The sequence below is a fragment of the Amycolatopsis sp. NBC_01307 genome (assembly GCF_035975215.1).
Lineage (GTDB): Bacteria > Actinomycetota > Actinomycetes > Mycobacteriales > Pseudonocardiaceae > Amycolatopsis.
In genome coordinates this window covers 8,360,820-8,373,636 of sequence record NZ_CP108403.1, presented here as the reverse complement: position 1 = coordinate 8,373,636, position 12,817 = coordinate 8,360,820, and the positions used below count along the sequence as shown (strand labels likewise).

Here is a 12,817-nt window from a genome sequence, read left to right as displayed (position 1 = left end):
CCCCGGCGCGGCAACGACGTCCGCAGGGTGGAACGGTTCGAGGCTGCTGCGGGAACCCCGGCGTAGCTTCGAACACGTGGCCGATCTCGCGCCGTTCACACTCGCCGTCGTGGGCGCCGGACCCCGCGGGGTCGGCGTCCTCGAACGGCTCGGCGCGAACGCCGCCGAGCTGCTCGGTGGCCGGCGGCTCGAAGTCCACCTGATCGACCCGTTCCCGCCCGGGCCGGGCCGCGTGTGGCGCTACGACCAGTCACCGTTGCTGCGGATGAACTCCATGCCCGAGGACGTCACGATGTTCACCGACGACTCGGTGAAGATGGCGGGCCCGGTGCTGCCCGGGCCGGCGCTGCTGGAGTGGGCGCGGCAGGTGCGGGACGGCTCGCTCGAGGCCGAGGTGCCCGCGGACGTCGTCGCCGAGCTGACCGCGCTGGACGCCTTCCACTTCCCGACCCGGCGGCTGCAGAGCGCGTACCTGACCTGGGTGTACCGGAAGATCCTCGGCGACCTGCCCGGCGGCATCGACGTCGTCGAGCACGCGGCGCGTGCGGTGGACGTCGACGGTTCGCTGGTCCGGCTCTCCGACGGTGCGGAACTGCGCGCGGACGCCGTCGTGTTCACGGTCGGGCACCTCGACGCGGAACCGGACGAGCGGGAGCGCGAGCTGGCGTCGTTCGCCGGGCGCCACGGGCTGGCCTACTACCCGGCCGGCTACACCGCCGACGTCGACTACTCCGCCGTCGAACCGGGGGAAACCGTGCTGGTGCGCGGGTTCGGCCTGGCGTTCGTCGACCTGATGCTGCTGCTCACCGAAGGCCGCGGCGGCCGTTTCGAGGAGCTCGACGGCGGCGGCCTGCGCTACCACCCGAGCGGCACCGAGCCGGTGCTGCACGTCGGCTCGCGGCGCGGCGTGCCCTACCACGCGAAGATCGGCTACCGGCTGCGCGGGAAACCGTTGCGGCTGCCCAGGTTCTTCGACGCCTACGCCATCGACGAGCTGGCCGGGGCGCCGGGCGCGCTCGACTTCCGCGCCGACGTCTGGCCGCGGATCGCGAAGGAGCTGGCCTGGGGCTACTACAGCGAGCTGTTCACCGGGCACCCGGACCGGGTGCGGCTGGACTTCGCCGTGTTCGCCGACGCCTTCGCCGACCTGGCCTGGGGTTCGCCGGGGATGCACGACCTCGTCGCGCGGGCCGTGCCCGCCGAGGAGGACCGCCTCGACCTCGACCGGCTGGACCGGCCGATGGCGGGCCGCGCGTTCGGGACGGCCGAGGAGTTCGGCAAGGAGCTGCGCGAATACCTCGAGGCGGACCTCTCGCGCCGCGCCGACCAGACGTTCAGCGCCGACCTCGGCGCGTTCATGGCGCTGCTCTCGGTGTACGGCCAGATGCCCGCGCTGGTCCAAAAGCGACGGTTGAACGCGGCCTCCCAAGTGTCCGATATGGACGGCTGGTTCCACGGGTTCTTCTCGTACTACGCCAGCGGGCCGCCGCCGCGCCGGCTGGAGGAGCTGCTCGCGCTGCACGAAGCCGGGGTGGTTTCGTTCGCGGGCGCGGAAATGCGCGTCACGGCGGACGCCGCGCGCGGCGTCTTCGTGGCGTCCGGGGCGAGCTACCCGGGCGAGGTCGTGTCGCGCACGCTGATCGAGGCACGGCTGCCGGGCCCGAGCGTGACGCGCGCGGCGGACGTCCTGCTGCGGCAGCTGCGTGACACGGGCCAGCTGGCGGAGGAGACGGTGGCGGACCCGGAGACCGGCGTGCACCTGCCGTCGGGCCGGATCCACACGCGTGTCTCGGACTCCCGCCTCCTGGACGGCGCGGGCAATCCGCACACGCACCGCTTCGCCGTGGGCCCGCACACCAGCGCCCGCTCGGCGGCGGCCTTCACCCGGCCGCGGACGAACGCGTCGTCGTTCCGGCAGAACGACGCCGTGGCGCGCGAGATCCTGGCGCTGGTCAACCCGCCCAGCTGACGAGCTCGTCGAGCACCTGCTCCGGCGCGGGCATGGCGGCGATCTCCCGTGCGACGCCTTCGGCGATGGCGCGCGGCTTCGGGTCGGCCAGCAGCTCGCGGGCCGCGGCTTCGATAGCGTCCATCCGCACGGCGTCGCCCACCAGGGACTGTGCCGCACCCAGAGCGGTGAGCGTCTCGGCGTTGACGAACTGGTCGGCGCCCTGCGGCAGCACCAGCTGGGGCAGGCCGGCGGCGAGCGCGGCGAGCACCGTGCCGGTGCCGCCGTGGTGCACGACCAGGCCCGCGTGCTTCAGCACCTCGGCCTGCGGCACGAACCCGGCGGCCCGCACCCGATCCGGCAGCTCGCCCAGCAGCGCGGGATCACCGGGGCCGAGCGCCACCAGCACGTCGACCGGCAGCCGGGCCAGCGCGTGCAGCGCCCCGCGCAGCACCTTCGTCGCGCCGAAGACCACGGTGCCCAGCGTCAGGTAGACGAACCCGTCGGCCGGCAGCGGCGGCAGCGGGACGTCGGGGTCGACCGGCGTCGGGCGCATCCGGAACACCTTCGGCACGCCCGCGGTGCCCGGGTCGCGGACGCTGTCGGGCCAGACGTCCACGCAGGCGTCGCCGAACATGGCGTCCGCGGGGAGCGTGCCCCAGAGCGGGGCCAGCCGTTCGGTGGCGAGGGCCAGCAGCTCCGGCGGCATGGACCGGCCGATCACGACGGAGACGGCGGGGATCCCCGCGCGGCGGGCCGCCACGCCGGCGCCGACGTCACTCTGCTCGTAGACGACGAGGTCCGGGCGCAGCCGCGGGAGCAGCGGAGTCAGGTCTTCGAGCAGCGCCACCGGCAGCAGCTCGCCGAACATCGTGATGCCGACCTCGGCGAAGCCGGCGTCCTCGCCGTGCCGCCGGTTGGCCTCGGTTTCCGCGTCGCTGATGGCGATGCCGGCGCGGTGGGCCTCGAAACCGCGGTCGCGCACGGTGGCGAGGAAGGCCTCACCGGTGCCGAACACGACGTCGTGACCGACGGCTTTCGCCGCGTCGGCCAAGGGCAGCAGGGGGAAGAGGTGGCCGTACGCCGGGCGGCACGAGAAGAGGATTCGCACCACCCGAGCGTACTGGTCAGCCCTTGACGACCGGGGCGATCTGCTGCACCCACTGCCACGGCGCGGACGTGCCGCCGGGCAGGGAGTTGAAGTACTCCCAGCCGTCGATCCCGCCGAAGTCCGGGTACTTCGAGACGAGACCGCGCACCGTCGACTGGAGGGTCGACATGGCGACGTAACCACTGCAGTTGGCGGGGTTCGTCACGGTCCCGGCGACGACCTTGCTCGCGGGCACGATGCCGCGCTTGACGATGTTGTCGTAGCCGGACGTGCTGCTCAGCGAGCCCCAGCCGCAGTAGAACTGCGTGTTGAACCAGGAGATCTGCGCGCCGCGGTCGCGGTAGAGGGTGTCGTAGTTCAGCCCGGACAGCCCGCCGCCGCCGGTCAGCTCGCTCGCCACCGGGGCGAGCGTGACGAGGAACGAGCTGCCGAAGTCCGCCCGCAGCGCGTCGATCAGCTTGTTGAGCGCGCCGTTGGACATGTGCTCTTCGACGTCCAGGTCGATGCCGGAGAGCGAGTACGTCCGGATCAGGTTGCGCAGCAAGGGGTAGTAGGTGTCGAACTGCGTTTCGAGCCGCTGGAAGCTGCCCGCCGCGGCCCCGCCGACGAAGGCGAGCACGTGCACCCCCTGGCTGCGCAGGGTTGCGAGGTCCTGCCACATCCGCGTGAACTTCGACGCGTTCGGCGGATCGTCGTTGAGGTGCACGACACCGTTCGTGTCGAGGTGGATCGCCCCGACCACGACGTCGGTGACGCCGGTGTTGTTCTGGGTGAGTGTGAGCGGTGAGACGTAGGTGGAGCCGTTGTAGATGGTCTGGTAGTAGACGATCACCCTGCGCCCGGCGGCGGCCGAAGCCGGCACCGCACCCGAAAGCAGCATCACCAAGGCCACGAAGGCCACGCCGATCCTCCGCATGGTCCAGACCATACGTCGCGGAGGGTGGTGAGGAAAGAACCCACCGTCGATCCTGTCCGGTTTTGTCTCAACCGACCTCCTGGACCGACCGTCCCGGGATCGCCGCCAGCAGTTCCTTCGTGTACTCCGCCTTCGGCTCGTGCAGCACCTGTGCGGCCGGGCCCAGCTCGACCATCGTTCCCGCCCGCAGCACGCCCACCTGGTCCGCGAGCTGCCGGACCACCGCCAGGTCGTGCGAGATGAACAGGTACGACAACCCCAGCTCCGACTGCAGCTCCGCCAGCAGCCGCAGGATCTGGGCCTGTACCGAGACGTCCAGCGCCGACACCGGCTCGTCGCACACCACCAGGTCCGGCCGCAGCGCCAACGCCCGCGCGATCGCGACCCGCTGTCGCTGGCCGCCCGAGAGCTCCGCCGGCTTTCGGCGGGCCACCGACGCCGGCAGCGCGACCTGCTCCAGCAGCTCCGGAACCCGGGTGCGCGGCAGACCGAACGCCCGCAGCGGCTCGGCGATGACGTCCTCGATCGAGAACTTCGGGTTCAGTGACGCGTACGGGTTCTGGTAGACGATCTGCATCCGGCGCCGCAGCCGGCGCAGCTCGTTGCCGCCGAGTGACGTGATGTCCTGGCCGTCGAACTCGATCGCACCGGCGGACGGCGTTTCGAGCCGCAGCAGCATGCGCGCCGTCGTCGACTTGCCCGAGCCGGATTCGCCGACCAGCGCCAGGGTCTGGCCGCGGGGGATGTCGAACGAGATGCCGTCGACCGCGCGGATGCCGCCGTCGAACGTCTTCGCCAGGTCTCGCGCCGTCACCAGTGGCTCGGCGGCCGGAGCCGCCGGACGCAGTGTGCTCGTCATGCTCGGTGCCGCCGCGAGCAGTTGCTGCGTGTAGGGCTGCGAAGGCGCGCTGACGATTTCGGCGGTCTTGCCCTCTTCGGCGACTTCGCCGCGGGAGAGCACGACGATCCGTGACGCGCGATCGGCCGCGACGCCCAGGTCGTGCGTGATCAGCAGGATCGCCGTCCCCGACTCCGCGGCCAGCGACGTCAGGTGGTCGAGGATCCGCCGCTGCACGGTGACGTCGAGCGCGCTGGTCGGCTCGTCCGCGATGATCAGCTTCGGCCGCCCGGCCAGCGCGGCCGCGATCAGCACGCGCTGCCGCAGCCCGCCCGACAGCTGGTGCGGGTACTGCTTCGCCCGCAGTTCCGGCGAAGGTACGCCCGCGCGTTCGAGCAGTTCGACGGCCTGCAGCGAAGCGGCGCGGCGGTCGGCGAGGCCGTGGATCCGCAGCACCTCCGCGACCTGGTCGCCGATCCGGTGCACCGGGTTGAGCGAGACGGCCGGGTCCTGCGGCACCAGCGCGATCTCCCGCCCTCGCACACTCCGCCACTGCTTGGGGGACAATGACGTCAGGTCGCGGTTGCCGAACGTGATCGCGCCGCCGTCGATCCGGCCGCCGCGGGGCAGCAGGCCGATCGCCGCGTGCGCGGTGGTCGACTTGCCCGAGCCGGACTCGCCGACGACCGCGACGACCTCGCCTTCGCCGACGTCGAGGCTGACGTCCTGGACGGCCGGGACCAGCCCGGCCCGCGTCCGGTACGACACGGCCAGGTTTTCGATGCGCAGCAGGGTCATCGTTCGCCTCCGTCCAGTGCGCGGGAAAGCCGGTTCGCGGACAGGACCACCGCCGCGACCGTCAATCCCGGGAACGTCGTCATCCACCAGGCCGTGGCCAGGAAACTGCGGCCGCCGGCGACGAGCGAGCCCCACTCCGGCGTCGGCGGGGTCGCGCCGAAACCGAGGAAGCTCAGCGCCGACACCTCGAGCACGGCCGTGCCGAGGGTGAGCGTCGCGAGGGCGAGCACCGGGCCGGCCGCGTTCGGCAGGACGTGCCGCAGCAGCACGCCGGACCAGCGCACTCCGCTGGCTCGCGCGGCTTCGACGAACACGCCGCTTCGCACGCGAAGCACCTCCGCGCGCATGACTCGCGCGAAGGACGCGAGGTTCGCGATGCCGACGGCGATCGCGACGTTCGTCGTGCCGAAGCCCAGCGCCGTGACCAGGGCCAGCGACAGCAGGATCGGCGGGATGGCCAGGAAGACGTCGACGATCCGCATGATCACGGTGTCGGCCCAGCCACCGCGGAAGCCGGCGAGCAGGCCCAGCGCCGAGCCCGCGATCAACGCCGTCAGCACGGCGATCGCGGTGGCGCGCAGCGAGAGGGACGCGCCGTGGATCACCCGCGCGTAGACGTCACGGCCGGTCTCGTCGGTGCCGAAGAAGTGGTGCAGCGACGGCCCTTGCAGCCGTTCGGCCGGGACGCCGGTGATCGGGTCGTAGCTGGTCAACAGCCCCGGCACGAAGGCCGCCAGCAGCACGAACGCCAGCACCACAACGGCGATCACGAGACCGGGCGGGAACGGCACTTTCACGTGAAAGTGCCGTTTGGTGGCGAGGTCAACCACGGGCCACCGCCTCGGGGGTACGCGCGATCCGCGGATCGAGCAGCGGGTAGAGCAGGTCGACGCTCAGGTTGAGCACCACGAACACCAGCGCGGCCAGCACGATCACCGCCTGCACCACCGGGACGTCCTGCGCGGTGACGGCGGCCGCGGTCACCCGGCCGACGCCGTCGCGCGAGAACACCGTCTCGGTGATCACCGAACCGGCGACCAGGTTGCCCGCCACCACCCCGGCGACGGTCAGCGTCGGCACGGCGGCGTTGCGCAGCAGGTGTCCGAAGTGGACTCTCCAGCGGCTCGCGCCCTTGGCCGCGGCGATCTCCGCGTACGGCTGCTCCTGCTGCGTGGCCAGGCTCTTCGCCAGCACCTGGCCGATGATCGCGCCGGTCGGCAGGGCGAGCGTGATCGCGGGCAGGATGATCGTCTCGAAGCCCTGCGTGCCGAGCGCGGGCAGCAGCCGCAACCGGAACGAGAAGAACTGGATCAGCACCAGGCCCACCCAGAACGGCGGCAGCGAGATGGCCAGCGACGGCAGGGACAGCAGCGCCTGCCGCAGCCAGCGGAACCGCGTGAACGTGCCCAGGAACGCCGAGCCGCCGCCGAACAGCACGGCGAGCACCAGGGCCAGGCTCGTCACGGCGAGCGTCGGCGGCAACGCCGTGACGACCATGTGCGTCGCGTCGTCGCCGGTCGCGACGCTGCGGCCGAAGTCGCCGTGCAACGCCGAGACCAGCCGTTTCAGGTACTGGACCGGCAGCGGCGAGTCGAGGCCGTACTCCGCGCGGGCCGCGGCGAGCTGCTCCGGCGTCGTCGACGACCCGGCCTCCCCGCCGGCGAGCTTCGCCGAAACGGCGTCACCCGGCAGCAGGTAGAGGATCAGGAACGACAGCGTGAACGCCGCCCACAGCACGAAGACCGCTTGCGCGACCCGGCGGAGCAGGTAGTTCCTCACGACAGCCACGCGTCGAACAGCTGCAGCCGTGACGACGCTTCGAAGTCGACGGCGTGCGCCTTGGCGCTCTCCGCGACGACCTGGGTCAGCTCGAACACCGGCACCGCGTAGGCGTGGTCGACGATCAGCTTCTGCGCCTCGTCGGCCGACGGCTCGCGCTTGGCGTTGTCCACAGTGGACGACTGGGCGTCGAGGGCGACGTCGAGCGGGTTGCCCGGCGTGAGCCGGCTGCGGTTGCCGGCCTTCGTGGAGAACTGGCCGCGCAGGATGTCCGGGTCGGCGCGGGTCACGTTGTACCAGAGGAAGTCGTAGTTGCCGCTCAGCTGGATCTGCGTGGTCTCGGCGTTGGTGTGCTGCTCGATCTTGAGGTCGAAACCGATCTTGCGCAGCTGCTGCTGGATCAGCTCCAGCACGCTGCGGTTCTGGTTGAACACCGGCGAGAACACGACGGCCGCGCTCAGCCGCTGCCCGTTCTTCACGCGGATGCCGTCGGCGCCGGGCACCCAGCCGTCGCCGTCCAGCAGCGCCGTGGCGCCCTTCTGGTCGTAGGCCAGCTGCGCGGACAGGTCGCTGTGCAACGGCGTCGCCGAGCCCAGGATGCTGGTGGCCGGCTTGTAGCTCGGCGTCAGCACGGTGTTCACGACCTCGGTGCGGTCGACGCCCTTGAGCACGGCCTGGCGCACCTTTTCGTCGGTGAGCACGCCGCGGGTGGTGTTCGCGTGCAGGTTGAACACGACCCCCGGGTTCGGCCGGATGTTCTCGGTGAAGCCGTTGCTCGTGAACTGCGGCTCGTCGACCGGCTGGACGTCGGTGATCGCGTCGAGCTGCCCGGAGGCGAGGCTGCCGGTGCGGACGCCGGGCTCCGGCACGATCTTGTAGTCGATCTTGTCGAGGTACGCCTCACCCTGGTGCTTGAACAGCGACGAGCCCCAGGTGTAGCCCTTGCGCTTGGCCAGCACGATCTCCTGGTTCTGCTTCAGGCTCTCGAAGGTGAACGGCCCGGAGCCGACCAGGCCGTTGCCCTGGCAGCGCTGCTCCGGCGTCTTCTGGAACGCCGCGGGGGCCAGGACGCCGAGCGACACCGTCGAGCTGGCCTGCAGGAACTGGGCGCTGGGCGCGGAGAACTCGAGGCGCGCGGTCCGCGGGTCGACGACGGTCGTGCTCTTGTAGGCCGCGAGGTAGCCGTAGCCGAGCTGGGCCTTCGTGCCGAGAGCCTTGATGCCGTCGAAGCTGGTCTTGATCGCGGCGGCGTCGACCGGGGTGCCGTCGGAGAACGTCGCGCCGGCGCGCAGGTGGAAGGTGAACGCCGTCGAATCGGCGTTGCTCTCCCACTTCTCGGCCAGCCACGGCTTGATCTCGCCGCTCTTCGGGTCCTGGTCGGTCAGCGAGTCGACCAGCTGGCGCGCGACGTTGATCGACGCGTTCGTGGCGGTCTGCTGCGGGTCGATGCAGTCGGGCGCGGACGAGATGCCGAGCCGGAGCGTGCCGCCGGCCTTGGGCGGACCGGCGTCGGCGGCGGACTGCTCGCCGCCCGCAGCGGAGCAGGCGGTCAGCAGCAGGGGCAGGGCGAGCAGGGCCGCGGCGTTGCGGGCACGGGAAAGCTGGGACACCGACGGCCTCCAGGGGAGCGGTTGCGACTTCAAGCGCGACGCTAGTTCCGCACTTGAGGCCGTCCCACAGTGCGAACCCGGGTCCCAACCCCTGGCACCGCAACGATTCCCCCTTGACTTCCGCTCGGCTCGAGTTGTCGTGAGTGTTTAGGGCGGTTAGAACCGCCCTAAACACTCACGACGAGCTGCGGCAGACCCGGGTCAGCAGCGGCCGAGCATGTCCGTCAGGGCCGTCTTCTCCGCGGTGTTGACGGTGAGCTTGAACTTCGTCTTCACCGCGACCCACATCTTCGCGTAGGTGCACCAGTAGCCGGTGAGCGGCGGCTTCCACTGGTCGGGCGACTTGTCGCCCTTCGACTGGTTGACGTTGTCCGTCACGGCGATGAGCTGCGGGTCGGTCAGGTCGTTCGCGTACGCCTGGCGCTGGGCCGTCGTCCACGACGACGCCCCGGTGCGCCACGCGGCGGCCAGCGGCACCACGTGGTCGATGTCCACATCGGACGCCGCCGTCCAGGTCTCGCCGTCGTACGGGCTGAACCAGCTGCCGGAGGTGGCGGCGCAGTTCGACCCGGTGACGACGTTCGTGCCGTCGCGCTTCAACACGACTTCGCGCGTGTCGCAGCTGTTGCCCTGGTCGATCCAGTGCGGGAACTTGTCGCGGCTGTAGCCGGTCTGGGACCCGTCGGCCTTCACGGTCAGCGAAGCCAGCTCGGACTTCGCCGTCGCGGCGGACGGGACGCCCGGCGGGGTGGCGTCGGCGACGCCGGCCAATGTTCCGGAGAGCACCGCGGTGGCGGCGAGGACAGCCAAGGAATGACGAACAGCACGCCTGGTTGGCATATTGCTGCCTCCATGTCAGGTGTGGGGACAGCTAACCCTGATACACCTGAGTGGCGTGTGCAACACGTATAGGTGACATGTTGCTGCCCGTTCGCCAACGCTGAGTGTCTGCTGGCTCACGTGAGAGTGAAAAACGCAGGTCAGGCCGCTCCGCGAACGAGTCGCAGATCCTCCGTGTGCCGGTACCAGGTCCACTTGTTCACCGCGCGGTCGAAGACCACGTCGTCGCGCACCGGCCGCGTGGGGATGCAGCCGATCTGGAAGGCACGCGAGTACAGCGTCGTCGGCCGCTTGAAGACGGTCCCCTTCACCACGCGCACGGCCAGGCCCGGCCCGCCCGGATCCGGCGTCACCTCGATCGACGCGGCCGGCCCGCGCAACGCGACCTGCTCGTCGCAGTAAGCCACGCCGCGGACGAGCCGCAGCAGCCCGCGCCCGACGAGCACGCCGCCGACGTCGTCGCGGATCAGCGGCACCGGGTCGACCTCGCCGCGCAACGCGAGCGCGAGCGCCTGCAGCGGCGTCTTCGGCAACCCCCACAGCGCGGCGACCGACGAGTCCGGCGAGGACGGCACGAACCCGACCGACACGCCGGAGATCGCGTCCTTCCGCAACAGTCGCAACACGACCGCGGCGAGATCGGCGTCCGTGCCCGACACCACCAGGTGATCGTGTTCGCCCAGCAAGGGGTCGATTTCCGCTTTGCCGGGACGGCTCGGCACGCGGACCGATTCGACGTCATCGACTTCTTCGAAGCCGGCCGCGTCGTCGCCACAGGCCACCACTATTCCGCGCACCCGCGGGTCCTCCGTTACAGTCATGCACCGGCATTTACCAGCGCCACCGGTGTCCGCCCCGGACACCAAACCTCACGTCGTCGAACACCTTGGAGTGTCACATGCCGGCCATCGTGCTCATCGGTGCCCAATGGGGAGACGAAGGCAAGGGCAAGGCCACCGACCTGATGGGTGACCGCGTCCAGTGGGTCGTCCGCTACCAGGGTGGCAACAACGCCGGTCACACGGTCGTCCTGCCGAACGGCGAGAACTTCGCCCTGCACCTCATCCCGTCCGGCATCCTCACCCCCGGCGTGACCAACGTCATCGGCAACGGCGTGGTCGTCGATCCGGGTGTGCTGCTGGACGAGCTGTCCGGACTCGAAGCGCGGGACGTCGACACGTCCAAGCTGCTGATCTCCGCCGACGCGCACTTGATCATGCCGTACCACGTGGCCATCGACAAAGTCACCGAGCGCTACCTGGGCAGCCGCAAGATCGGCACCACCGGCCGCGGCATCGGGCCGTGCTACCAGGACAAGATCGCCCGCGTCGGCGTCCGCGTGCAGGACCTGCTCGACGAGAAGATCTTCCGGCAGAAGGTCGAAGCCGCGCTGGAGTTCAAGAACCAGGTGCTGGTGAAGGTCTACAACCGCAAGGCGCTGGAGGCGAACCAGGTCGCCGACGAGGTGCTCGCCGCGGGCGAGAAGTTCGCGCACCGCATCGCCGACACCCGGCTGCAGCTCAACCAGGCCCTCGAGCGCGGTGAGACCGTGCTGCTCGAAGGCTCACAGGGCACGCTGCTCGACGTCGACCACGGCACCTACCCGTTCGTGACGTCGTCGAACCCGACGTCCGGTGGCGCGAGCGCCGGTTCGGGCATCGGCCCGGGCCGGATCGGCACGGTGCTCGGCATCCTCAAGGCCTACACCACGCGCGTCGGCTCCGGGCCGTTCCCGACCGAGCTGAACGACGAGTCCGGCGAGTACCTGCGCAAGCAGGGCGGCGAGTTCGGCGTCACCACGGGCCGCTCGCGGCGCACCGGCTGGTTCGACGCGGTGATCGCGCGCTACGCGGTCCGCGTCAACGGCATCACCGACTACTTCCTCACCAAGCTGGACGTGCTGTCCGGGCTGGAGAAGGTGCCGGTGTGCGTGGGTTACGAGGTCGACGGCTTCCGCACGCAGGACATGCCGATGACGCAGACCGACGTGCACCACGCGATCCCCATCTACGAAGAGCACCCGGGCTGGTTCGAGGACATCTCGGCGTGCCGCACGTTCGAGGAGCTCCCGGCGAACGCCCGCGCGTACGTCGAGCGCCTCGAAGAGCTGTCGGGCGCCCGGATCTCGGCGATCGGCGTCGGCCCGGGCCGCGAGCAGACGATCGTGCGGCACCAGTTCGTTTAAGTCAGTTTTGTGCTGACCGGCGTCTCGTTGCGGAACAGGTCGAGCACCGGGCAGTGCTCGTCGACCTCGCGCTTGAGGTCTTCGTAGCGCTCCCGGCTCGCCGGCCCTTCGAGCTCGACGGACACCCGGACGTCCCCGAAACCGGGGCGGGTGTTGAGCGAGAAGCCGAAGAAGCCGTGCAGGTCGAGGTCACCGTCGACGGTGACCTTGACCGAGTCGAGCGGGATCCCGCGCTTGGCCGCCCAGAACTGGTACGTGATCACCTGGCATGACCCGAGCGCGGCGAGCGCGAACTCGACGGGGTTCGCGGCCTGGTCGGCACCGCCGAGCGCCGGCGGCTCGTCGACGGTGAACTCGTGCCCCCGCACCTTGACGGCGACTTCGGTCCTGGTGCCGGGCTTCAGGGTGTGCTCCACGCTGAAGGACACGGCGGCGTTGTGCGGGTCGGCGTCGACGGCCTTGCGAGTGCCGTCGATGACGTCGGTCAGCGACATGGGATCTCCTGAGGATGGTGATCGGGATCTCGCCCCAGAGTGGGTGATTCCCTCACGGTTCGCGCGAGTTCCCACGCGCTGGGAGCGCCGGTTCCCGGGATGCGGAAGCGCTTGCCTGACCGGCCGATGCGGGGATCATGGCGCGGTGGTCCACCTTCTGGCGTGGGCCGGGTTCGCCGGGCTTGCCCGGCCATCCCGCCACCGAGGCCCACCCCGCCCTTCCCTTGGGGGGCCGGTCCCGCCTCCAGCGTATCGGCACCCCCGGCGCGAAAACGGGTCCGGACGAAATCTGTGGACA

At 70.6% G+C, this 12,817-nt stretch carries 11 protein-coding genes; 2 read left to right on the top strand and 9 right to left on the bottom strand.

What is annotated here, in order from left to right:
- The first annotated feature begins 76 nt into the window (after positions 1 to 76).
- Positions 77 to 1,969 (top strand): FAD/NAD(P)-binding protein, encoded by a 1,893-nt coding sequence (locus OG439_RS36950; protein ID WP_326945207.1) that lies wholly within the window; start codon positions 77 to 79, stop codon positions 1,967 to 1,969.
- Here OG439_RS36950 and OG439_RS36945 read toward each other — a convergent pair.
- The 8 genes from OG439_RS36945 to OG439_RS36910 form a co-directional block, all read right to left on the bottom strand.
- On the bottom strand, positions 1,953 to 3,059 hold the full coding sequence (locus OG439_RS36945; protein WP_326945206.1) for a glycosyltransferase: 1,107 nt from the start codon (positions 3,057 to 3,059) through the stop codon (positions 1,953 to 1,955). The genes OG439_RS36950 and OG439_RS36945 overlap by 17 nt on opposite strands.
- Positions 3,060 to 3,075: 16 nt before the next feature.
- Positions 3,076 to 3,975 (bottom strand): glycosyl hydrolase family 18 protein, encoded by a 900-nt coding sequence (locus OG439_RS36940; protein WP_326945205.1) that lies wholly within the window; start codon positions 3,973 to 3,975, stop codon positions 3,076 to 3,078.
- Between the two features lie 67 nt (positions 3,976 to 4,042).
- Positions 4,043 to 5,611 (bottom strand): ABC transporter ATP-binding protein, encoded by a 1,569-nt coding sequence (locus tag OG439_RS36935; protein WP_326945203.1) that lies wholly within the window; start codon positions 5,609 to 5,611, stop codon positions 4,043 to 4,045.
- A complete protein-coding gene (locus OG439_RS36930) occupies positions 5,608 to 6,408 on the bottom strand; it encodes an ABC transporter permease (protein WP_247059261.1) in 801 nt (266 codons plus the stop codon). Before OG439_RS36930 ends, OG439_RS36935 begins: the two co-directional genes overlap by 4 nt.
- Before the next feature lie 25 nt (positions 6,409 to 6,433).
- Entirely contained in the window at positions 6,434 to 7,390 is a 957-nt protein-coding gene (locus tag OG439_RS36925; RefSeq protein ID WP_326951712.1) for an ABC transporter permease, read from the bottom strand.
- The gene (locus tag OG439_RS36920) at positions 7,387 to 9,000 is read right to left on the bottom strand and encodes an ABC transporter substrate-binding protein (protein ID WP_326945202.1); all 1,614 of its coding nucleotides are present in this window, start codon (positions 8,998 to 9,000) and stop codon (positions 7,387 to 7,389) included. The genes OG439_RS36925 and OG439_RS36920 overlap by 4 nt, the downstream gene beginning before the upstream one ends.
- A 201-nt stretch (positions 9,001 to 9,201) precedes the next feature.
- Positions 9,202 to 9,840 carry an HNH endonuclease family protein gene (locus tag OG439_RS36915; protein ID WP_247059258.1) on the bottom strand — a complete coding sequence of 213 codons (639 nt, stop codon included), beginning with the start codon at positions 9,838 to 9,840 and terminating at the stop codon, positions 9,202 to 9,204.
- Between the two features lie 140 nt (positions 9,841 to 9,980).
- Positions 9,981 to 10,625: a hypothetical protein gene (locus tag OG439_RS36910; RefSeq protein ID WP_326951711.1), complete on the bottom strand. Its 645-nt coding sequence runs from the start codon at positions 10,623 to 10,625 to the stop codon at positions 9,981 to 9,983.
- Between the two features lie 113 nt (positions 10,626 to 10,738).
- On the opposite strand from OG439_RS36910, the gene OG439_RS36905 reads away from it, so the two are divergent.
- Positions 10,739 to 12,025 (top strand): adenylosuccinate synthase, encoded by a 1,287-nt coding sequence (locus tag OG439_RS36905; protein ID WP_247059256.1) that lies wholly within the window; start codon positions 10,739 to 10,741, stop codon positions 12,023 to 12,025.
- Here the strand turns inward: OG439_RS36905 and OG439_RS36900 are convergent.
- Positions 12,022 to 12,519 carry an OsmC family protein gene (locus OG439_RS36900; RefSeq protein ID WP_247059255.1) on the bottom strand — a complete coding sequence of 166 codons (498 nt, stop codon included), beginning with the start codon at positions 12,517 to 12,519 and terminating at the stop codon, positions 12,022 to 12,024. The two genes, OG439_RS36905 and OG439_RS36900, sit on opposite strands and share 4 nt — an antisense overlap.
- Positions 12,520 to 12,817 lie beyond the last annotated feature (298 nt).